Source organism: Arthrobacter sp. TJ-265, assembly GCF_058269135.1.
Genome location: NZ_JBZCND010000001.1, coordinates 1614583 through 1634589, shown reverse-complemented (window position 1 = coordinate 1634589; position 20007 = coordinate 1614583). Strand labels below are relative to the sequence as shown.

At 67.7% G+C, this 20007-nt stretch carries 17 protein-coding genes; 11 read left to right on the top strand and 6 right to left on the bottom strand.

The annotated features are described in order from the left end of the window. Nucleotides 1-4 precede the first annotated feature (4 nt). The 6 genes from AC4D2E_RS07765 (at nt 5) to AC4D2E_RS07740 (ending at nt 5977) form a co-directional block, all read left to right on the top strand. The gene (locus AC4D2E_RS07765; protein ID WP_258069635.1) at nt 5-1120 is read left to right on the top strand and encodes a glycosyltransferase; all 1116 of its coding nucleotides are present in this window, start codon (nt 5-7) and stop codon (nt 1118-1120) included. Next, a complete protein-coding gene (locus AC4D2E_RS07760) occupies nt 1117-2136 on the top strand; it encodes a Gfo/Idh/MocA family protein (RefSeq protein WP_490952185.1) in 1020 nt (339 codons plus the stop codon). The genes AC4D2E_RS07765 and AC4D2E_RS07760 overlap by 4 nt, the downstream gene beginning before the upstream one ends. Further along, on the top strand, nt 2133-3236 hold the full coding sequence (locus AC4D2E_RS07755) for a zinc-binding dehydrogenase (protein WP_490952184.1): 1104 nt from the start codon (nt 2133-2135) through the stop codon (nt 3234-3236). The genes AC4D2E_RS07760 and AC4D2E_RS07755 overlap by 4 nt, the downstream gene beginning before the upstream one ends. Nucleotides 3237-3704: 468 nt before the next feature. Continuing rightward, complete coding sequence (locus tag AC4D2E_RS07750; RefSeq protein WP_490952183.1) at nt 3705-3929, top strand: YegP family protein; 225 nt, start codon at nt 3705-3707, stop codon at nt 3927-3929. Between the two features lie 31 nt (nt 3930-3960). Then, nucleotides 3961-4443 carry a hypothetical protein gene (locus AC4D2E_RS07745; RefSeq protein ID WP_490952182.1) on the top strand — a complete coding sequence of 161 codons (483 nt, stop codon included), beginning with the start codon at nt 3961-3963 and terminating at the stop codon, nt 4441-4443. Nucleotides 4444-4912: 469 nt separating this feature from the next. Further along, the gene (locus AC4D2E_RS07740) at nt 4913-5977 is read left to right on the top strand and encodes an AfsR/SARP family transcriptional regulator (protein ID WP_490952181.1); all 1065 of its coding nucleotides are present in this window, start codon (nt 4913-4915) and stop codon (nt 5975-5977) included. Between the two features lie 62 nt (nt 5978-6039). Here AC4D2E_RS07740 and dacB read toward each other — a convergent pair whose 3' ends face one another. The 3 genes from dacB to AC4D2E_RS07725 form a co-directional block, all read right to left on the bottom strand. Beyond that, the gene (dacB, locus tag AC4D2E_RS07735) at nt 6040-7620 is read right to left on the bottom strand and encodes a D-alanyl-D-alanine carboxypeptidase/D-alanyl-D-alanine endopeptidase (protein ID WP_490952180.1); all 1581 of its coding nucleotides are present in this window, start codon (nt 7618-7620) and stop codon (nt 6040-6042) included. Beyond that, nucleotides 7617-8879: a serine hydrolase domain-containing protein gene (locus AC4D2E_RS07730; RefSeq protein ID WP_490952179.1), complete on the bottom strand. Its 1263-nt coding sequence runs from the start codon at nt 8877-8879 to the stop codon at nt 7617-7619. The genes dacB and AC4D2E_RS07730 overlap by 4 nt, the downstream gene beginning before the upstream one ends. Before the next feature lie 170 nt (nt 8880-9049). Then, complete coding sequence (locus AC4D2E_RS07725) at nt 9050-10096, bottom strand: AAA family ATPase (protein ID WP_490952178.1); 1047 nt, start codon at nt 10094-10096, stop codon at nt 9050-9052. A gap of 250 nt (nt 10097-10346) precedes the next feature. On the opposite strand from AC4D2E_RS07725, the gene AC4D2E_RS07720 reads away from it, so the two are divergent. The 5 genes from AC4D2E_RS07720 (at nt 10347) to AC4D2E_RS07700 (ending at nt 16975) form a co-directional block, all read left to right on the top strand. Next, the gene (locus AC4D2E_RS07720) at nt 10347-11177 is read left to right on the top strand and encodes an SRPBCC family protein (protein WP_490952177.1); all 831 of its coding nucleotides are present in this window, start codon (nt 10347-10349) and stop codon (nt 11175-11177) included. Between the two features lie 151 nt (nt 11178-11328). After that, the gene (locus AC4D2E_RS07715; protein WP_490952176.1) at nt 11329-12387 is read left to right on the top strand and encodes an ion channel; all 1059 of its coding nucleotides are present in this window, start codon (nt 11329-11331) and stop codon (nt 12385-12387) included. Nucleotides 12388-12502: 115 nt separating this feature from the next. Next, the gene (locus tag AC4D2E_RS07710) at nt 12503-13519 is read left to right on the top strand and encodes a DUF808 domain-containing protein (RefSeq protein ID WP_490952175.1); all 1017 of its coding nucleotides are present in this window, start codon (nt 12503-12505) and stop codon (nt 13517-13519) included. Between the two features lie 748 nt (nt 13520-14267). Further along, nucleotides 14268-15041 carry a hypothetical protein gene (locus tag AC4D2E_RS07705; protein ID WP_490952174.1) on the top strand — a complete coding sequence of 258 codons (774 nt, stop codon included), beginning with the start codon at nt 14268-14270 and terminating at the stop codon, nt 15039-15041. A 200-nt stretch (nt 15042-15241) separates the two neighbouring features. Further along, complete coding sequence (locus tag AC4D2E_RS07700; RefSeq protein WP_490952173.1) at nt 15242-16975, top strand: ABC-F family ATP-binding cassette domain-containing protein; 1734 nt, start codon at nt 15242-15244, stop codon at nt 16973-16975. Between the two features lie 12 nt (nt 16976-16987). Here AC4D2E_RS07700 and AC4D2E_RS07695 read toward each other — a convergent pair whose 3' ends face one another. The 3 genes from AC4D2E_RS07695 to AC4D2E_RS07685 are packed head-to-tail and all read right to left on the bottom strand — an operon-like array spanning nt 16988 to nt 19777. After that, nucleotides 16988-17869, bottom strand: coding sequence for a ribonuclease Z (locus AC4D2E_RS07695; RefSeq protein WP_490952172.1), 882 nt, complete (start codon nt 17867-17869; stop codon nt 16988-16990). A 42-nt stretch (nt 17870-17911) separates the two neighbouring features. Then, a complete protein-coding gene (locus AC4D2E_RS07690; protein WP_490952171.1) occupies nt 17912-18577 on the bottom strand; it encodes a GAP family protein in 666 nt (221 codons plus the stop codon). 39 nt (nt 18578-18616) lie between these two features. Continuing rightward, the gene (locus AC4D2E_RS07685; RefSeq protein WP_490952170.1) at nt 18617-19777 is read right to left on the bottom strand and encodes an AI-2E family transporter; all 1161 of its coding nucleotides are present in this window, start codon (nt 19775-19777) and stop codon (nt 18617-18619) included. Between the last annotated feature and the right edge of the window lie 230 nt (nt 19778-20007).

Below are 20007 nucleotides of genomic sequence, written 5' to 3'. Positions count from 1 at the left end.
TCTCGTGAACGCCGGCCCGTGGCTGCCCGTCCCACCCTCCGGCTACGGCGGCATCGAAACGGTCATCGCCACCTTGATTCCCGAACTGCGCCGGTCCGGTGTGCATGTCACCTTGGCCGCCGTCGGGACCAGCACGATCGAAGCCGACAGCTATCTGCACCCGTTGGCCGGGCCGCAGTTCGCCTCGATCGCCCGGCCCTACAACCAGGTGTCAGGTATCGCGCACGCCCAGATGCAGGGAATCGTCCAGGCCATTCACGACGGCGGCAGCTGGGATCTTGTCCATGATCACCTCGAAGTCGTGGGACCTGCGGTCTTTGCCGCCATGGGCACGGCGGCCCCCCCAGTGCTGCAGACCCTGCATTGGGACCTGGCGAAGCATGGCGCGTTCTACGAATCCTTCAACGGTCGTGGTCGTGTCCGGTTCGCCGCTGTCTCGCAGTCCCAGCTGGACCGCGCACCGGAGGCACTGCGTCGCCAGACCATCGGTGTCGTGCCGCTTGCGGCCCCACCGGCACTTGAGGTTCGGGCGGACAAAGCAGACCATGCCCTGGTGCTGGCCCGCATCACCCGGGACAAGGGGCAGGATGCAGCCGTGCGGATCTGTCGGCAGGCGGGCTTGCCGCTGGTACTCGCCGGGCCGGTTGCCGGCATCGATGATCCTGCTGAGCTGGACCGTCGTCTCGCGTCCGGCGACGCCCAGCTGACATCCCACCCCGACGTCATCTACTTCCAGGACGAGGTTCGTCCTCTGCTCGACGGACACAGGTACCGGTGGATCGGGGGTATCGGTGGTGAAGTGAAAGAACGCGTTCTGCGTTCCGCCCGGGTACTCCTGGCACCCAACCGATGGGCCGAGCCCGGGGCGACAGGGGTGGTGGAGGCCCTATCACGGGGCGTTCCCGTCGTCGGCACGCCGATGGGGGTGTTGCCCTCGTTGGTGCAGCACGGCCGTACCGGGTTCCTTGCCGCCGGTGAACCGGAGCTGGCAGGGTTCCTGCAGGAACTGGACAGTATCCGCGCCGAGGACTGCATCGAGGCGGCGTCCGTCTGGACGCCGGAGGCGATGGCCGCCGGATACCTGCGTCTGTACGACACGATTCTTGAGGAGGCGTCATGACCGTAAGAGTGGCTCTCGTCGGCGCGGGGTCGGTAGGGCAGCGCCATGTCTCCAACCTGCGGCAGCTTGGCGCGCGGATCACGAGTGTCACCGATGCCCATCCGGCGACGGCCGAGAGGCTGGCCCAAGAACTGGGCGCACAGGCCTTCACGAACCCCGATACAGCCCTGGACCTGACGGATGCGGACGCCGTCTACGTGTGCGTTCCTCCCTTCGCCCACGGTTCGGGCGAGCGTGCCGCGCTGTCCCGGAACTTGCCCCTGTTCGTGGAGAAGCCGGTCGGCCTGGGCCGGGAAACCGCGGAGGAAATCGCAGCGCTCGTGGAGGCCGCCGGTGTGGTCACCGGTACCGGTTACCACTGGCGCTGTATGGACGTCATGGAGCACGCCCGGGACCTGCTGGCGGAGGCGCCGGCCCTGCTGGCCAGCGGCTATTGGCTGGACAAGCGGCCCCCGGTCCCGTGGTGGGGCCGGTCCGACCGCTCCGGAGGCCAGGTGGTGGAACAGCTGACCCACGTTCTGGACACTGCCCGTTTCCTCCTCGGCGAAGTCGTCGAGGTCTACGCCGCCGGCATCCGGAGTGCGCCGGAAGCCGACCTGCGCGCGGTAGACGGGGCCTTCCTGGGACCGGACGACGTCGACGACGCCACGGCGGCCACGCTGCGCTTCGCCTCGGGAGCGGTGGCCACGCTGGCTGCGACATCCGTGCTGGCCGCCAAGCACCGGGCCGCTCTACATACGGTGAGCCGCGGCCTGTACCTTGAAGTGTCCGAAGCCGGCCTCAGCAGCTTCGACGGCATGTCCCGGACGGACCTGGCATGCGGGGAGGACCCCCGCGTGGCGGTGGACCGGGAATTCATCGAAGCCGTCCGTGGTGAGCGGGAGGCCACCCGTGTTCCCTACGCCGAGGCCCTGCGCACCCACCGGCTCGGCTGCGCCATCGCCGAGTCGGCCCGGACCGGCCTGCCGGTCAGGTTGTCCGGAGAGCGGTCCGCTGTTCAGGGAGCGATGCCATGAGCGGCCGCCGCAACCTCGTCATCCCGGCAGCCGGTGCCCTGATAATCGTCGAGGAGCAGCTGCCGGAACTCCCTGAGGGTGGATTGCTGCTCGAAACCCTCGTCACCGGGCTGTCCGCGGGCACGGAACTGGCCTTTGTGAAAGGGGACCACCCGGGGCTGCGGTCACGTCTGGATTCCGAACTGGGACTGTTCCTGCCGGATTCGGCCGACACAGCATACCCGGTCCGACGGCTTGGCTACATGGAGGTCGCCCGGGTGGTGGAATCGAGGACCGACGCCTTCTCGGAAGGAGATATCGTCGCCGGCGCCTATGGGCATGCAACCGCGCATGTGTCGGATCCGCTGAACGAACATTTGGTGCCGCTGGGGGAGGACCTTGACCCGCTGCTCGGCGTCTATGCGGCCCACCTCGGCCCGATCTGTGCCAACGGTCTGCTGCACGCGGCAGCGGAGGCCACAGGTGGCCCGGTTCGCAGTCTTGCGGACGGCGTGGAGGGCCGTCAGGTGCTGGTCACCGGTGCCGGCCCCATCGGGCTTCTGACCGCCCTCTTCGCCCAGTCCCTGGGTGCACGTGAAATAGCCGTCGCGGACTCGGACCCGCGCCGCCGGCGGCTCGCGGAAGAGCTGGGCTTCCCCGCCCTTGACTTGGGGGATGATCCCGGGAGGCTGTTGAAGACACGGTGGCGCCACGGCCCGGCCGACCGGGGCGCGGACGTCGTCTTCCAATGCCGCGGACGCGCCCAAGCGCTCCATGCCGCCCTCCGGGCCACCCGCCCCCAGGGCAGCGTCATCGACCTCGCCTTCTACACCGGCGGAGCGGACGAGGTCCGCCTGGGAGAGGAGTTCCATCACAACGGGCTGACCCTGCGGTGTGCACAGATCGGTCGGGTTCCCCGTGGCTTGGCGGGGCAATGGGACCGTGCCAGGCTCTCCGCCGAAACCATCAAACTACTCCGCTCTCACGGCGACGTTATCCGCAAGCACCTGATCACCGATGTCGTACCCTACGACGACGCACCGCTGCTGATTCACGAAGTCTCCCAGCACCAGAGGCATGTTCTAACTGCCGTTTTTGCTGTAGCCCCCGCATACCTGTGAACACGAGAACGGAACCTGATCGAAATGGACGTCGTCGTGGCGAACACCGGCCGCGATGAGATCGGCGGACCTGGCGATCGGTGTCCCGGGTGCCCCTGGACACCTCGCACACTCCGATCAGATTGCCCATGCCACTCCTCCACGCGAATCACCATGCAATGAGAAGCGTCTTGCAACCGACCTCACTCTCACGAACCACCACCCTTACTTGCGAGACGGGGTAGCAGGACGTTCCACGAACAGTGATGACGGGGTATTGGTGGTGTCTCGTCCTGTGGCATGGCGTCTAGACCCTCGGCAGTGGTTACTCGCGAGTACCGGAGGAGACCTTTACCATATAGAGCGTGTGGCTGGGGTCACATTTGGGGGCTTGTCCCGTTGCCGTACCGACTGGTATGCACCGGAACACTCCGAATCAAATGACGAGCCCGAGCGGTCCTTCTGCCCGGGCGACCACAGGAGGCAGCCATGGCCGGAACGTTCGAGCTCTTTCAGGACGAAGGCACTTCCTTCGTGTTCAGGTTGAAGGCTCCCGACGGGGAAGTCGTAGCCGTATCCGCGCAGTTCTCCGACAAGGCGTCCGCCGTCGAGGGGATCCGTGCCATCCGTGAGTGCGCCGGAACGGGTTTGATCACGGACCTTTGCCCCTCGACTCCTCATGATGCGGTGGTGGAGAAGCCCGGCGCCGCCTGAAATCTGTCCTTCGGGCACCATCGGCCCACCTGTGGATGATCCGTCAACCATCGAGGCTCGGACCTTCACTGCTGCCGCACCTGAGCATCTGAAGAGTTGCGGTGATCACGAGCAGGGTCAGCAGCGGATACCGGGTCCAGGCGAACCACTGATAGCGAAAAAAGAGATCATGAAAACATCAGGACAATTCCATTTCCGTGAGGTCGAACTTTTCTCGGCCCATATCGAGGACGATGTGGGCGAGGACATTCCTGCCGACCTCCCGGCGTCCCGGCGACACGTGGTGTCATTGGAGTACGAACGGATCACGCTGGCCCAAACGGTTCAATACGCGCTCCGGAACCTTGAAACGGAGTCCTACAATCAGGACGATGCTCGACGGATGCTCTCGGCCGCCGTACTGGACCTGGACAGACTCGACCGACTACTGTCCCGGGCGCGCACCACTCGGGCAGCACTCGAAAACCCTACGGCGCACCAAGGGCTCGATCACTGCGAGCTCTCCAACGCCTGAGCCCCGTCGGGTTGGCGGGAAGGACATGACGCGATGCGACGATCCCGGGAAATTCCGGGAACGGCGTGCATCCACCGGCCTCTTCGAGTTTCGTCTCCGTGTCCCGTGCCCGGGCGGGGGAGGGGGGCGAACGCGGCCTCGGTGTTGAGCAGGGCGATCACATCAGGTCCACCAGGCCCGTAGGCCTGGCGAGTTCGGCCGGGGCTCCCGCGAGTGTTATCGCTTCGGGCATCGAGCGGCTACTCGCCTGGGCACCGGATTGCTACCTACCGACCACTCGCTATTACTCCAATGCAAGCCGCGGGACCCGCAAATCGATGGTCCGGTAAAAGTCGAGTAGTGGCTTTATTGTTCGGGGCAATTAGCGGATGCCACAGTGGGCGTGGCAGCAGGGGGAGCGTCTTCGGACGGTGAATTCTCCATTCTTGAGCGTTTGCGTGCGACGCGATAGTCGATACCGGAGTATGGCATGGAACCGACCGCTGGGGTCACACCGATCGTATCTGTTCGACTATTCGGCAATTTCGAGTTGCGGCGCGACGATATTGTCCTCACGTCGACCGATATGGGTGGGTGCACGCCACGGCACATCCTGGAAATACTGCTGCTGAACATCGGCGTCGAGATGTCGAACGACCGGCTGATCGGATTCCTCTGGGGCGACCAGGCGCCGGACGGTGCTCTGCAAACGCTCGAACGCTACGTCTTTCAGCTGCGACGGCTCGTCCAGCCCGACCGGACCAGAACCGGGCCGCTGCGGACCATGAACGGTGGCTATGTCCTTGATCCTGCGCTCATCGATTCCGATCTCGACCTGTTCCACCACCTGGTCCGCGAAGCCGGTTCTGCACCCCCGGCGGTCGCCTATCCGCTCCTGCGCCGCGCACTGGACCTGTCGGCGGCCCCGCTGCTCGGCGACGAGACGGGTACGAATTGGGCGATCGAGGCACGGCGACAGATCGCCGCGCAGCGTGGTGAGCTGCAGACCCGGGTGGCCGAAATCGCCAGTGCCCTCAATCTTCCGTCAGAGGCCATCGGGTGGGCGCAGGCAGCTCCTGGCGCGGACGAACGGGTCGGGCTCTGCGCCGAAGCGTTGACGGCGGACGACCGATGTCGGCGAACCTTCCACCGGGAGTCCGCGCGCAGCCTTGGTTCGGCCCCGCGGGCCCTCCATGTCCGGCTCTTCCGCCACACTGCGGCAGCGGATGGTGACCTGCCCGAGGCTTCCGAGATGCTGATCTGTCGGAGCCGCCCACTCCGGGGAACCGTTTCTCCCGTATGGACGGCAGGCGCGGGCCTCAATGTCGAAGGCACCCCAATGGGTTCTCGGCTTCTTCCTCCGCCGCACCCGACAAACGGCCTGATAACGGCTTTGAAAATCACCCAGGTCCTGATGCTCCTCGCAGCGCTCGTCATCGGCGCGACAGCGCCCGTCCCCAACGGACAGACAATGCTCTCCTTCACGATGCTCGGCTGCGTCCTCCTCATCGGCCGCTACGGCCATCCCCGCGTCGATGCCGAGGTCGCCCTGTGACCATGCCTGCAACACCGATAAGTCGCTGGCCGACCCGGGCACTGAGCTCGGCGCGCGCCCGATCAGAATCCCTGCTGGATGGCCGCCGCCACCGCCCCGACGTCGTCGTTCGCTTTGAACACCCCGTCGATGTCGTCCGCGAACCCCTGGTTCATGATGATCGTGAAGGCGACGGTCCGGCCACTCTCGGTCTCCATCACGCCCCCGAGCGTCTTGGTACCGAGCCGGAGGCGTCCGTTGAAGGAGTCGCCACCGGCCAGGGTGCCCGTCTTGGCAAAGACCTTTCCCGCGGCGGGACTGTCGGCCTGCACGGTCGAGAGTGAGCCGTCCACGCCCAGGATCGGGAGGGTATCCCGCCAGCGCTCGGCATCCGGACGGTCCGCCATGATCGTCTGGATCTGGACGGCATTCTCGGCCGTGATGTAGTTGCCGTCGAGCCCTGAGCCGTCGATCAGGGAGGCACCGGTGATGTCGAGGTCGGCGTCCTTCCAGATCCGGCCGGCCTCGCTCATGCCGGTGCTGCAGTCGTCCTTGCCTGTCTCCACGGCCAGGAGGCAGACGAAGGTCTGGGCACCGCGGTTGTAGCTGATCTTCATGACATACGTCGCTTCCTCTGCGAGCGGCAGCGACTCGAGCTCCGCAACGGACGGAAGCGCGTCGATGTCGGCCTGCGGTGCGAGAGTCGCGGTCGAGTTCCCAGCGGTCGGGTCGCCGTCCACCGACACGCCGGCCCGCCCGAGTGCCTCGATGAACGCCGTGCGGGCGAAGGTCGCGGGGTCCTCCAGCACGAGCACCTTCAACTGTGGGTCGCTGTCGGCGGCGATCGTGCCGCTGATCACGATCTCACCGCCCCCTGCCGATTCCGGATTCGTCACCTCCGCCTGTTCGCCGGCAGCAACTGTCCGGATGTCGCTCACCACGCGCCACGGTTCGACGGCAGGAGTCAGCTCCACCGTCGCCGGTTCTCCGACCTCTCCCGGCGTGATCTGGAGATCGAGGATGTTCTGGTTGATGATGATCGGGGTGATCGGTTCTCCAGCCAGCTCACCCGCGAAGAGTCGATCGTCGACGACGACCTCCCCTCTGACCGAGTCGATTCCGGAGGCCTTGACCTGCGTAGCGAGCTCGTTCAATCCCGTCAGCGGGTCCTCCGGCGTGAGCGTGGCCCCGGGAAGCGGATTGGCATCGTTGTGATCGAGATCCGTGAAGTCGACGGTGCCGTCGGGCTTCGTCCGCCCGCCCATCGTGAGGTCTCCCTTGCCGACGAGGACGAGGTCACCCCGGAGTGCCCCGTCGACGACCTCGCCGACCCGTTTCACCGGGGTGGTGAGCGTGTGATCCGGCCCCCAGGTCAGCCATGCCGCGCCCACACTGTAGGTCTTCACGAACGAGCCCGGCTCGGCCATCTTGGTCCCGTCGAGGTCGACCAGCACCTCACCCGTCTCGATGTCGGTGGCCGTGATCTGCCAGCGACCGTTCGCGTACTCCTGCTGGTTCATGACCTCCAGCGCGGCATCCGGTACCTGCGACACGGGTCTCGTGTCGCCGGCGGGGGCGGATCCGGCGGTGCACGCCGTCGCCCCTGCAGCGGCAAGCATCAGCGCAGCCGCCGCTGCTGTTGTTCTCCGAAGGCGTCGGATCATGGCGTTGCTCCACTCTCGATGACCGCCGCGAGGCGACGGAAGAGCTGGTCGGCGGGATGGGCGCCGGATTCCTCGTTGGACAGGTTCATGAAGACCACGACGGATGCGCCGGTGTCCGGCTGATGGAAGAGGGCAGCGGTGAAGCCGAAGCCCTCACCGTTGTGACCCCACCAGCCCCCGGTCTTCCCGATGCCGAGCGCATAGAGGTCGTAGGGAGGGCCGGCGTCCAGGGGCGCTCCTACGAGGCGTTCCGCCTGGGTCGATGCCTCGAGCAACGCGCCGGTCGCGAGCGTCTCCGCCCAAGCGCGCCCGTCGTCGAGGGTGGAGACCATCGATCCTGCCGGACCGAAGACGGACAGGTTGGGTGCCTGCGGCTCGGGCCCGTCGGCGGTGGGCGCATAGCCCACCGGGTGGGCGGTGTCCCACGTCGATGCGTCGACGATGTACTCCGTGCCGGCCTGGTCGAGCGGCTCGAGGATGAGGCCCTCCAGCACGGCACCGAACGGCTGTCCTGTCGCCTGCTCGACGACGGCGCCCAGCAGGTTGGTGTTCGCGTTGGTGTAGACCTTCTCGGTACCCGGTGCGAACCGGGCGGGCTTGCCCAGCATGAATCCGTTGAGGTCCTCGAGGGTGAAAATGCGCTCCGGATCCTCGGAGAACGCGGCGACGAAGTCCTCGTTGGTGTAGTCGGCGTTGCCGCTGGTCATACCGGCGAGCTCGCGCAGGGTGATCCGGTCACCGTCGGTCACACCCTCGACGTACTCGTCGATCGTGTCATCGAGCGAGATCACGCCCTCGTCGGCGAGCTGCAGGACGAGCGTCACGGAGTAGGACTTGGTGATGCTGCGCAACGGCCACTGCATCCCGGGATCGACGGCTACGCCCTTCTCGAGGTCGGCACTACCGGAGACCGAGGTCCACGTGCCCTGGCCGGGGATCCAGACGCCCACGGCAGCGCCGGGCACCCCGTACTCGGCCATCGTCCGTTCGACGGTCTCCTGGAGGTCGGAGCGCAGTCCCCCCGGTAGTTCTCCTTCCGACGCGACCGGGCGTTCCGCAGCCGTGGAGGACGCTGCGGAGGACGCTGTGGAGGACGCTGCAGAGGACCCGGTGGAAGAGGACGTGGAGGAAGGATCGGGCGTGGCGGCGGGCGATGCCCCGACGCATCCGGAGACCAGGATCGCCGCGGTGAGGCTGGTGGCCACACCGGCGCCGAACGCCCGTGCGTGACGACCGGACAGTGCGATGCTTCTCGTCACGAGCAGCTCCCTACCTCGTCAGCACCGCGGAACTGTCCAGAAGCGCGAGAAGGATCGCGACACGGTGTGATCGGTTCACATGCAATCCCCGCAACCTAGTCCTCTCCCGGCGGGGGCCACCAGTGACCTAAGTCCATGTTTCGTGGCACCTCGCTGCCGCGATCCCGCCCCTACGGCCAGGTCCGCCAGTTCCACCAGTGCGATGGTTCGGGCTCCATCTGGGGCTGCGCCTCCGGCTCGGGTTCCTCACCCAGCGCCTCCGCGGCCTCGACGAGGTCTGCGGTCGTGAGCGTCATGACGTCGTCGCGGTCGAGGGTATCGAGACTCCGGCCGGCGTCGAGCGACAGCCTCAGCGCCTGGCGATTGAGGGCCTGCTCGAAGAGGGTGCGGGCGAACCGGGCATTGCCGGAGTCCTCACCGGCGTGGATGTTGGCGAGGATGCGGCGCAGCATCTCGTCGGCCCCGGGCTCCAGGGTGTACTCGTGCTGGGTCAGCATCTGCTTGAAGATCGTCTCGAGAGCATCGACGGAGTAGTCGGGGAAGGTGATCTCCCGCGCGAACCGGGAGCGCAGGCCGGGGTTGGAGAGCAGGAACGACTCCATCAGCCGCGGGTAGCCGGCCACGATCACCACCATGCGGTGACGGTGGTCCTCCATCCGCTTGAGCAGCACCTCGATGGCCTCGGGGCCGAAGTCCATCCGGCCGTCCTCCGGGGTCAGGGCGTAGGCCTCGTCGATGAACAGGACGCCGTCCAGCGCCCGGCGGATGACCCGGTCCGTCTTCATCGCCGTCGCGCCGACGTACTGCCCCACCAGGGCCGACCGGTCGACCTCCACCAGGTGGCCCTTCTGCAGCAAGCCCACCGCTCGGTACATCTCGGCCAGGAGGCGCGCGACGGTGGTCTTGCCTGTGCCGGGATTCCCGAGGAACACCAGGTGCTGCGACGTGGCGACCTCCGGCAGGCCGTGCGCCTTCCGGCGGGCCTGGACCTGGAGCAGCGCGACGAGCGCCCGCACCTGTTCCTTGACGCTTTCCAGCCCGACCAAGGCGTCGAGCTCGGCCTGCACCTCGGCGAGTGGCCGGGCGGGTCCGGGCCGTGCACTGAAGAGTTCACCGACCCGGTCATCGCCGCGCTCCGAACCCGGAAGCTTGATCTGATCGGCCAGGTTGCTGATCGTCTCGCGCAACTCGTCGAGCGGATTGCGGCTGACTGCCATGAGTGTCTCCTGGTGCTATGTGGACTGCGGGACGGGAACCACGGGGGTCGGACCATGGGGCTGGTCGTGAGGCTGATCGGCACGGTGTCCTGGAAGTGCCACTCAACTGTAGTCCTGCAGAAAAACCCGTGATTCAGCAGGACGACCTGCCACAGAGACCCGACCTGCGTTATACTAAGCTAGCTGATCAATTGCTTCAGTTGGTCGTGCACCGCTAGTTCGTACCTTGTCCCAACCCGAAGGAGACGCCATGAGCACGAAGGTTGAAAAGAGCATTCTCGTCAACGTCCCGGTGAGCACCGTCTACAACCAGTGGACCCAGTTCGAAGAATTCCCCCACTTCATGGGTGGCGTCAAGAAGGTCACCCAGCTCGACAACCAGCGCCTCAACTGGGTCGTCGAAATCGGTGGGATCCGTCGTCAGTGGGACGCGACCATCCTGGAGCAGGTGCCGGACAAGAAGGTGTCCTGGGCCGCGACCGAAGGTGCCACGAACGCCGGCTCGGTCTCCTTCGACGACGTCGGAGGCGGACAGACCCAGGTCCACCTCGTCCTCGAGTACGAGGCCGAGGGCCTCGTCGAGAAGATCGGCGACAAGCTCAACGTCGTCGAGAACCAGGCTGAGGGAGACCTCAAGCGCTTCAAGGCATTCATCGAAGACGAGGGCTATGCCACCGGAGCGTGGCGTGGAACGGTCGGAACCGGCGCCCGTACCGGCGAGCCCGGCGTCGAGGATGCCGCCGAGTCCCGCGGTGACAGCGGAAAGGCAGGAGTCTCCGGCAAGGTAGCCGCCGGTATCGGCCTCGCCGCTGCCGCTGCAGCTGTCGGCGTCGCCGCCAGCAAGAAGAAGGACGACGACGACACCGTCGTGGAGGAAGACGTCACTCTCACGCCCGTGACCGACGCTGCCCCCGAGGTGTATACGACCGACGATGCCGTGCTCTCGCGCAGCACCGAGGACCTCCTCCTGCCCGTCGAGGACGTCGATCCGGCATCGACCAGGACGCAGACCGGTACTGCAAAGGATCCGCTGGCCGATCCGCTGCTGAACAAGAACCGCACCACCGGTGGAGCGCTCTGATCACTGAGTGACACTCACCCTGCAGGGGGTGGGACCCAGGTCGCGGCAGCCACCCACTCCACCAGGAGTGGGTGGCTGACGGCTTTTCTGTGGTCGAATGCCAGGAGGACTTCGACCGATACCGACTCGTCAGGATGAAGGGGGACACCGAGTGCCATTCGTATTGGTCCGTCTGATCCGGGGCCTCGGGAGTTCACGTGTGTGGGTCCTGCCGGCAAGCATCATTCTCGTGGTGTTCCTCACCAGTTGGCCCCTCATGGCCTGGGCGGAGCCATCCAGCAACCCCATCACGTCCGTGGCGAACTACTGGTGGTGGTTCCTGGTCACTGCGGCCACTGTCGGATACGGCGACTTCTTCCCGACCTCGGCCGGCGGTCGCCTCGTCGGGGCCTACGTCATCGTCGGCGGCATCGTCACCTTGACCACCCTGTTCACACGGGCCGCTTCGGCGATCGAGAATGCAAAGGGGCATCGCATGAGAGGCCATCTCAGTTCGAATATGTCGAATCACCTCGTGATCGTGGGCTACACGCCGGGACGCACGGAACGGCTGATTCGCGAGATCATCGCTGACGACGATCACCCGATCACCCTCTGCGCCTGGGAGGAGACTCCCGAGAATCCGATGCCCGAGCAACCCCATCTCGGGTTCGTCCGCGGAGATCTCGCGGAGGAGAGCGTGCTGCGGCGTGCCGGTGTACACCAGGCCGCGCGGCTCCTCATCGACGCCCGCGACGACAACGAGGCACTCGCGGTCGCAGTGGCTGTCACGCATGTGAATCCCGAAGCGCACACGGTCGTCGCGCTGCGCGACATGAGCCGGGCCCACAACTTCTCCTACATCGCCGCCGACGTCCGCTGTGTCCAGTGGCACTCGCCGCGCCTCGCCATCGAAGAACTGCAGGATCCGGGCATCGCAATTGTCTACGCCGACCTCATGAGCCACGGGGGCCGGAACACCTACAGCACACGCCTGCCCGAAGCGCTCCAACAGATGAACTTCGGGCAGGTCCAGGAAGTCCTGGGACGACACTTCACCACCACGGTGCTCTCAGTGCAGCACGAAGGGGCCGTCATCAACCCCGGCTGGGACACGCAACTACCCGGAGATGCTGTCGTGTACTACGTGGGAGAGCGCAGGCTCACCTCCGAGGAGATTGTCGACGCTGTTTCACAGTCCTCCAGGCAACGCGCCACCGCCGTCGACTGAATTCCGCTGCCCGTCGAGGGCGCCGGCCCCCATATACTCTGAGGATGCCGATGACACATCTCGCCCGGGGCCTCCATGTCCAACCGTCCGCCGTCGAGCGGTTCGGGGCTGCCCTGTGAGCGGCGGTCTCGTCGCCCTGCTCGACGACGTCGCAGCGATCGCCCGCATCGCAGCAGCCTCGGTCGACGACGTCGCCGCCGGAGCCGCGAAGGCGGGAGCCAAGGCTGCCGGTGTGGTCATCGACGACGCCGCCGTCACCCCGCAGTACGTCTCCGGGTCCGAACCGTCCCGTGAGCTGCCGATGATCAAGCGGATCTTCTGGGGTTCACTCCGGAACAAGCTGCTGATCATCCTGCCGGCGCTGCTGCTCATCAGTGCCTTCATCCCGGCGGTGATCCCCTTCATCCTCATGCTGGGTGGCACCTACCTGTGCTACGAAGGTGCCGAGAAGGTCTGGCACAAACTCCGCGGTCACGCGGCCGAGAAGTCGCCGGCCACCGCACGCGGTCCCGAGGCGGAGGCGAAGGTCACCAAGGGTGCCATCACCACCGACTTCATCCTGTCCTGCGAGATCATGGTCATCTCCATGAACGAGGTGTCCAGCGAGTCCATCTGGGCGCGCGCGACGATCCTGGTCGTCGTCGCCCTCGCGATCACCGTCCTCGTGTACGGCGCCGTCGCGCTCATCGTGAAGATGGACGACATCGGCCTGCACCTGACCACCAAGGACTCCGCAGGCGCCAAGCGCTTCGGCGAGGCGCTCGTCAAGGGGATGCCCGCCGTCCTGGCCGGCATCACCTTCATCGGAACGATCGCCATGCTGTGGGTCGGCGGCCACATCATGCTGCAGGGAGCCTACGACCTCGGATGGCACATGCCGTACGACCTCGTCCACGTCCTCGAGTCCCCGTTCGTCGGCATTCCCGTCGTGGGTGGCTTCCTCGCCTGGCTCGTAAACACCCTGTGCTCGGCCATCCTCGGACTCGCCTGGGGGCTGATCGTCATGGCCGTGGTGCACCCGCTGCTGAAGGCACTGCCGTTCGGCAAGAAGGGCGAGCACGAGGAGGGCGACATCCGCGCCGCCGTCGCCGGCTACCGGTCGGAGAAGAAGAACGCCACCCACACCTCCTAGCCCGGCACCCTCCGGCCCTCCGAACGCGACCGCGTTCGGAGGGCCGCTGTCGTTAACCGGCTCCAGAACGTCCAAGAAGCCTGCCGTAGATCCTGCGGATCGTGCATGATGAAGCGCAGCTACAGGACGAATGACACGGCGATCCTCGGCGTCGCACCCGGCACGCTGGACGTCAGGCGCGTCCGCGAGTTCCTCCTCTCGGATGCGCCAGACGTCCTGGGGGAGCTCCTCGGCCTGCTGGACACCCTCGTGCCGCTGAACGCGGACACCGGGGAACTGGTGGCATCGCATATGCGCATCAACAGCGAGAGCCCGCCCTGGTGCAGAAGGAGATGGGGCTCCCGGGCGTCCACGCGGAGGTTCTGTACCTCAGAATGCGCCGCGCCGACTGACGAGCCGGCCGAGGACACGCGCCGACAGAGCGCGCTGATCGCGCAGCTCGTGCCCGGGATCCTCAGGTACACGCTCGAGCAGGGGGTGCGAGGCCGTCCCCGGCGCCCTCGCACCAATTGGGCGGCCGCCCTCCACGGAACCTGCACAAAGCGCGTTTGTAAAGGTCGAATCGAGATTGCGGTGGGTTCTTCCGTGGGTGCGGGGGCGGGTGGAGGATGAGCCACGTGGGCGCTCCGCGCAGCAGGCTCAGGATTCGCAGACTGCGGTTATTCGACGCTACGGGGTGCTCGCAGCCAGATCGATGCGGATCCGGATCCGGGTCCGTTCCAATCGCACCGTGAAGGATACGAATCCCATGAACAAGATGCGCTTGCTTGCAGTCCCCGCCCTCGCCCTCAGCGCCGTCGCTATGGCAGGGGCACCCGCAATGGCGGCCGATGGAAGCTACTCGTCGACCCTCGGCCAGGTCAACGGCACCACCGGCACCGGCACAGTCACCCTGGACGTCGTCGGTGACCAAGCCACCATCGACCTGCAGGTGTCCGGCCTCGCCGAGACCTTCCAGGGTGCGCCCTACCCCCACGTGCAGCACATTCACGGCGGCGCCGCCGGCGTCTGCCCCACACCGGCGAACGACACCAACGGTGACGGCATCATCAGCGTCACCGAAAGCGCGCCTGGCTACGGTGGCATCCTGGCGACGGTGACGACGTCAGGGCCCACGACTCCTGCCGAAGCCCTGAACCTGCAACTTGCCGGACAGGGCGGTACCTACACCGTCCAGCGCACCTTCACGATCGACGCCGCGACCATGGCGGCACTCGAGAACGGCACGGCGGTCTTCAACGTCCACGGCCTGGACCCGGCCACGACGCCGTCGACCCCGGAGGCGTTCAGCGCTCCCAGCGATCTGGACCCGGCCCTCCCGGCCGGCGCGACCGCGCCCGCGCTGTGCGGGACACTCGTACCGGCCCAGATGGGCTCCATGCCCTCGGGCGGGGCCGACACGGGTGCCGCCGTGGAGTCCACGTCCACCTCCGCCGGGCTGATCGCCCTCGGTGGCGGCGTCCTCCTCGCGGGAGCCGTGGGCGGAGCCTACGCCGTACGCCGCAGCACGGCAAAGGCCTGATCGTCCGCGCCTGAACCGGTTGACCGCCGCGGCCCCGGGGCTCGCGGCGGTCAACGGGCCCGTGCCCCCTCCAAGGCACGCACCCTTGCGGCCGTCGAGCCCTGCGTGCCTATAGTGGTGCCGTGCTCTCCTAGATCCTCGCTCCCTCCTGCGCCCGCGGCTGATGCCCGGCAGGACACCGGCCGACCCCGAGGATCTCCATGACCACTTCCTCCCCGTCCCCGCAGACGACGGCCCACCTCCGCGTGGACGGCGTCTCCAAGAGCTTCGCGGCGCGCCGTGTCCTGACCGGCGTGTCCTTCACCGTCGCCGGGGGCCGTACCGGCCTCATCGGCGAGAACGGGTCCGGCAAGACGACCCTGCTGCGCATCATCGCCGGCCTCCTCACGCCCGACGGCGGTACCGTGACCGCGGTACTCCCCGGTGAAGTGCGGCCACGCATCGGCCTGCTGCACCAGGAACCGCCGTTCCCTCCGTCCGCCACGGTCGCGGAGGCGCTCGAGTCCGCCGTCGCCCCCGTGCGCGCCGTGGCGCACGCCGTCTCGACCGCAGGCCTCGCCCTGGCCGGCGCGCCCGAGGATCGGGCGGCCGCCACCGCGTACGCAGCGGCCCTCGAGGCGGCGGAACGTGTCGGCGCGTGGGACATCGACGCGCGGATCGCCGCCGTCGTCGCCGGCCTCGGACTGTCCGCCCTGGCGCCGCAGCGGCCGACGGGTGAGCTCTCGGGCGGGGAGCGCTCTCGCCTGTCCCTGGCCTGGCTGCTCCTCAGTACGCCCGATGTGCTGCTTCTGGACGAGCCGACCAACCATCTCGACGATGACGCCGCGTCCTATCTGACGACCCTCCTCGAGGACTGGCGGGGTCCGGTGCTCATCGCGAGCCACGATCGGGCGTTCCTGGACGACGTGGTGACGACCCTCATCGACCTCGACCCCGCCCCGCTGCCGCAGGCGGTCGCCGGACCCCTCGTGGCCGACGGCGACGGCACCGGTATCGGCGTCGTCCGGTTCACCGGCACCTACACCGACTACGTGCACGCCCGGCTCGACGCCCGGGAGCGGTGGGAACGTCGCTACCGGGACGAGCAGGCGGAACTGAAACGGCTCCGTGCCACCGTGTCGGACAGCCACCTGGTGGGCCATGAGGACTGGAAGCCGCGCTCCGAAGGACGCGCCAGCGCCAAGTTCTATTCCGACCGCAATGCGAAGGCCGTGTCCCGCGGGGTCGACGACGCCACGTCCCGGCTCGTGTCCCTCGAGGGTCGGCAGATTCGCAGGCCGCCCGAGGAGTTGCGGTTCCAGGGGCTCACCGCGGCCGGTGCACCCGCGACACCGGAAGGAGCGCCGCCCGTCCTCACCACGACGGAGGCCGCCGTGCACGGTCGCCTCGCCGCCACGTCCCTGGTACTCGGCGCGGGGGAGAAGTGGCTCGTCACGGGACCCAACGGGTCCGGGAAGTCCACCCTCCTCCGCCTCCTGGCCCGCGACCTCCCCCCGACCTCCGGGACGGTGAGTACGGCGCCGGCGCTGCGCATCGGCCTGCTCGCCCAGGACGTCGACCTCCCCGACCCCCACGACCGCGGACCCGGGCGCACTGCGCTGCAGGCCTACGACGACGCCGTCGGGCCGGTCGGCGAGCAGATCCCGCTGCGGACCTTCGGGCTCGTCCACCCGCGGGACGAGGACCGGCCTGTCGCCGTGCTGAGCGTCGGCCAGCAGCGCCGGCTTGCCCTCGCGATCATCCTGGCCGGCCCTCCTGACATCCTGCTCCTCGACGAGCCCACCAACCACTTCTCCCTGCTGCTGGCCACCAAGTTCGAGGCCCTGATCCCCGGCTATCCGGGCACGGTCGTCGTCGCCTCGCACGACCGGTGGCTCCGGCGCACCTGGCGGGGCAGGCGCCTTCAGCTCACCGCCCCCGAAGCAGTGCGCTGACCACGACCCCCGTCAGTGGCGCACCGGGAACGGGACGCGGTCGAGGTCCGACGCCGCGATCACCGTCGCCGTGCCGGCCGCGGCCCGCGCCTGAGCGGCCAGCAGCCCGACGTCGTCGTACCGGGAGGAGAAGTGCGTCAGCACCAGCGTGGCCGCGCCGCCGGAACCGGCGAGGGAACCCGCCTGCCCTGCGGTGAGGTGCAGGTACCGCGCGGCGAGCGGGGCGTCGTCGTCGCTGAAGGTGCTCTCGGTGACCAGGAGATCGGCGCCGTCGGCGAGCGCGGACGCGCCGTCGCACAGCGCGGTGTCCATGACGAAGGCGAAGCGGCGCCCGGGCCGGTGCACGCTGACGTCGTCCAGCCTCACGGCGCCGAGGCGTCCCTCGCGCTGCAGGCGCCCGACGTCGGGCCCGGCGATGCCGGCGGCCGCGAGCCGGTCCGGCAGGAACGTCCGCCCGTCCGGCTCGGTGGCGCGGTAGCCGTACGCCTCGACGCGGTGACGCAGCGTCTCGACCGCCAGCCCGGGGGCGATCTCCCCGGCCGCACCGTGAGGGTGCAGGCGCAGGTCGATGCCCGGCGTGGCGAGGAGGACCAGGGCGCGCACCACGTCCTCACCGGACGCCGGGTAGTGGAGGTGCACCGGGTGGTCGACGCCGTCCAGCACCATGCGCGAGAGGACACCGGGCAGCCCGAAGCAGTGGTCCCCGTGGACATGGGTGATGCAGATGCGGTCGATCCTCGACGCCGCCAGGCCGGCATGGATCAGTTGCCGCTGCGTGCCCTCACCGGGATCGAAGAGGATCCCCTCCTGCTCCCACTGCAGGAAGTAGCCGTTGTGGTTGCGGGTCCGGGTGGGCGCCTGGGAGGACGTACCGAGGACGACGAGCTCTCGCATGCCCTCAGTCTCGCACCGGGACGGTGGACGGGGGCAAGAGCGTCAGAGCCGCGCGATCCCCAGGCCTGCGATGAACACCCCGGCGACCAGGAGCGTGATGCCCGTGATCGTCTGGCTGTGGTGCTGCAGCCACAGGTCCAGGCGGGTCAGTAACGCGTCCGCACGCTCGGGCCGTCGCATCCGCAGGACGATCGGGACGACGATCTCCGACTGGGCGATCAGGACGTACGCGAGGACGACCAACGTGCCGGCGAGCGGCCCGAGGCCCTGGAGGCCGATGAGTGTGCCTGCGGTCAGGGACAGGAGTATCGCCTTGGGGCGCAGATTCAGGGCCAACCCCAGGACGAGGAACTCCCAGGGACGGGCCGAACCGACCCGGGTCCGCATCCTGCCCCGGGCCGCGCTGTCGGTTCTGCGGGTGTGTGAGAGGAGATAGATGCCGTAGCCGATCAAGGCGGCCGCCACGACCAGGCCGACCAGTGCCACCTTCACATTCTGGTCAGGGCCCTCCCGGACCGGCAGGAATCGCAGGCCGACCGCAGCACCGCCTACCAGCAGGAGGGCTCCGGCGAAGCTCCCGATGAGGAAGGACCACGCACCGCGAAGGGCGTTGGACGAGAGGAGGATGATGATGGTGACACTGGCTGGCACTGTGCTCATCGTCCCCGCGAAGGCGACGGGCAGCAGGCTGATCAGGAGGCTCAGCATCCGGGGCTCACGGGGCATCCGGGCCGGAGCCGGGGGATGTCATGCCTGCTCCTCGCGTGGGGCGGAGGGCCTCGTCCTCCGCTGGGTCCGCTGGGCCCGCCGGGTGCGCGTCTCGCTGTCTTCGTTCTCGAGGATCTCCTTCAGATCGGATCTGTCTCCGGTCAGAGCCCTTCGCCATGCCATCGACGGGTCCGCGTCGATGAGGACCGCCCGGACCAGCAGGGTCAGCGGTACGGCCAGAATGGCACCCATCGGGCCCAGGACCACGGCCCAGAAGAGGACGGAGACGAAGGTCAGGGTCTCGCTGAGGGACACCACATCACCGATGTACTTGGGCTGGATGATGGACTGGATGGTGCCGTTGATGACGCCGTAGACGATGATGACGCCGATGACGGTCGGCCAGCCCCCACTGAGGAATCCGAAGAACAGTGGAGGGATGATGGCGATGAAGTAGCCGACGTTGGGGATGAAGCTGCAGATGAAGGAGAGCAGGCCCCACAGGACGGCGCCCGGGACCTGGAGGAGGACGAGCGCCAGCCAGTTGAATGCACCCTGGGCCACCCCGAGCACCGTCGTCGCGACCATGTATCGGCGCGCGCCGGCCGCGAATCCCACGAGCGCGGAGACCAGCGCCGGGCGGTGGGGGGTCAGGTAGGTGAGGAGCGCCGGCACCCGGGACCCGTCGAATGCCATGAGGATCAGCAGGGTCAGGAGCACCACGAGACCGCTCACGACGCTCGTGATGCCGCCCAGCAGGCCGCTGACGAACCCGATGATGCGCTCCGGCGTGAACCCCTCCTCGCCTGCGTCCGCCTGGTCCGCACCGAATCCCGCCGACGCCAGCAGCTCGGAGACGGCGACTCCCACCTGCTCGAGTTGCGCCGCGTACCGGGGCAGGAGGGCGGAGAACTGTACGAGGGCCAGGACCAGGACCACCGCGAAGGCGAGGACGAGGGCAAGGACGGCAGCGATCGACGCGGCAGTGGCGATTCCCCGCGGGTATCCCCGCCGGCTCATCCTGCTACGGAGCGGGTGGACGCACAGCGTGAGGACGAACGCCAGGAACGCCGGGACGAAGACATCCCTCATGGCGGCGATCCCGAACGCGGCCGCGGTCGCTCCACCGAGGGCGAGCAGGACGGTGGTGCTGCGCGGGAGGCCTGATCGTGGATCGGCAGCGGGCGGGTCCGGCACCATGGGATCTCTTTCTCCTGAAGGGATGCGGTGGGTCTGGCCTTCATTGTGGGCGCGGGAGAAGGCGGGGGGTCTCACCTCCCATGGATGAGACAGGGAATCGGCCATTGACATGGCGCCCGGCTCGGCGGGGCTGTGCCTCCGGCGGGCCCGGCTCTGGACCGACCGGCGGACCCGGGAAAGAATGGGGATCGTGTCCGCACACGCGCCGGCAGGACGTCGGCGGGCTCACC

What these genes read in the sequence shown, in the direction of transcription:
- AC4D2E_RS07750 (WP_490952183.1), top strand. Translation starts at nt 3,705, where the DNA reads ATGGCCGGAACGTTCGAGCTCTTTCAGGACGAAGGCACTTCCTTCGTG.
- AC4D2E_RS07720 (WP_490952177.1), top strand. Translation starts at nt 10,347, where the DNA reads ATGAGCACGAAGGTTGAAAAGAGCATTCTCGTCAACGTCCCGGTGAGC.
- AC4D2E_RS07755 (WP_490952184.1), top strand. Translation starts at nt 2,133, where the DNA reads ATGAGCGGCCGCCGCAACCTCGTCATCCCGGCAGCCGGTGCCCTGATA.
- AC4D2E_RS07695 (WP_490952172.1), bottom strand. Translation starts at nt 17,869, where the DNA reads ATGCGAGAGCTCGTCGTCCTCGGTACGTCCTCCCAGGCGCCCACCCGG.
- AC4D2E_RS07685 (WP_490952170.1), bottom strand. Translation starts at nt 19,777, where the DNA reads ATGGTGCCGGACCCGCCCGCTGCCGATCCACGATCAGGCCTCCCGCGC.
- AC4D2E_RS07690 (WP_490952171.1), bottom strand. Translation starts at nt 18,577, where the DNA reads ATGCTGAGCCTCCTGATCAGCCTGCTGCCCGTCGCCTTCGCGGGGACG.
- AC4D2E_RS07705 (WP_490952174.1), top strand. Translation starts at nt 14,268, where the DNA reads ATGAACAAGATGCGCTTGCTTGCAGTCCCCGCCCTCGCCCTCAGCGCC.
- AC4D2E_RS07760 (WP_490952185.1), top strand. Translation starts at nt 1,117, where the DNA reads ATGACCGTAAGAGTGGCTCTCGTCGGCGCGGGGTCGGTAGGGCAGCGC.
- AC4D2E_RS07725 (WP_490952178.1), bottom strand. Translation starts at nt 10,096, where the DNA reads ATGGCAGTCAGCCGCAATCCGCTCGACGAGTTGCGCGAGACGATCAGC.
- dacB (WP_490952180.1), bottom strand. Translation starts at nt 7,620, where the DNA reads ATGATCCGACGCCTTCGGAGAACAACAGCAGCGGCGGCTGCGCTGATG.
- AC4D2E_RS07740 (WP_490952181.1), top strand. Translation starts at nt 4,913, where the DNA reads ATGGAACCGACCGCTGGGGTCACACCGATCGTATCTGTTCGACTATTC.
- AC4D2E_RS07700 (WP_490952173.1), top strand. Translation starts at nt 15,242, where the DNA reads ATGACCACTTCCTCCCCGTCCCCGCAGACGACGGCCCACCTCCGCGTG.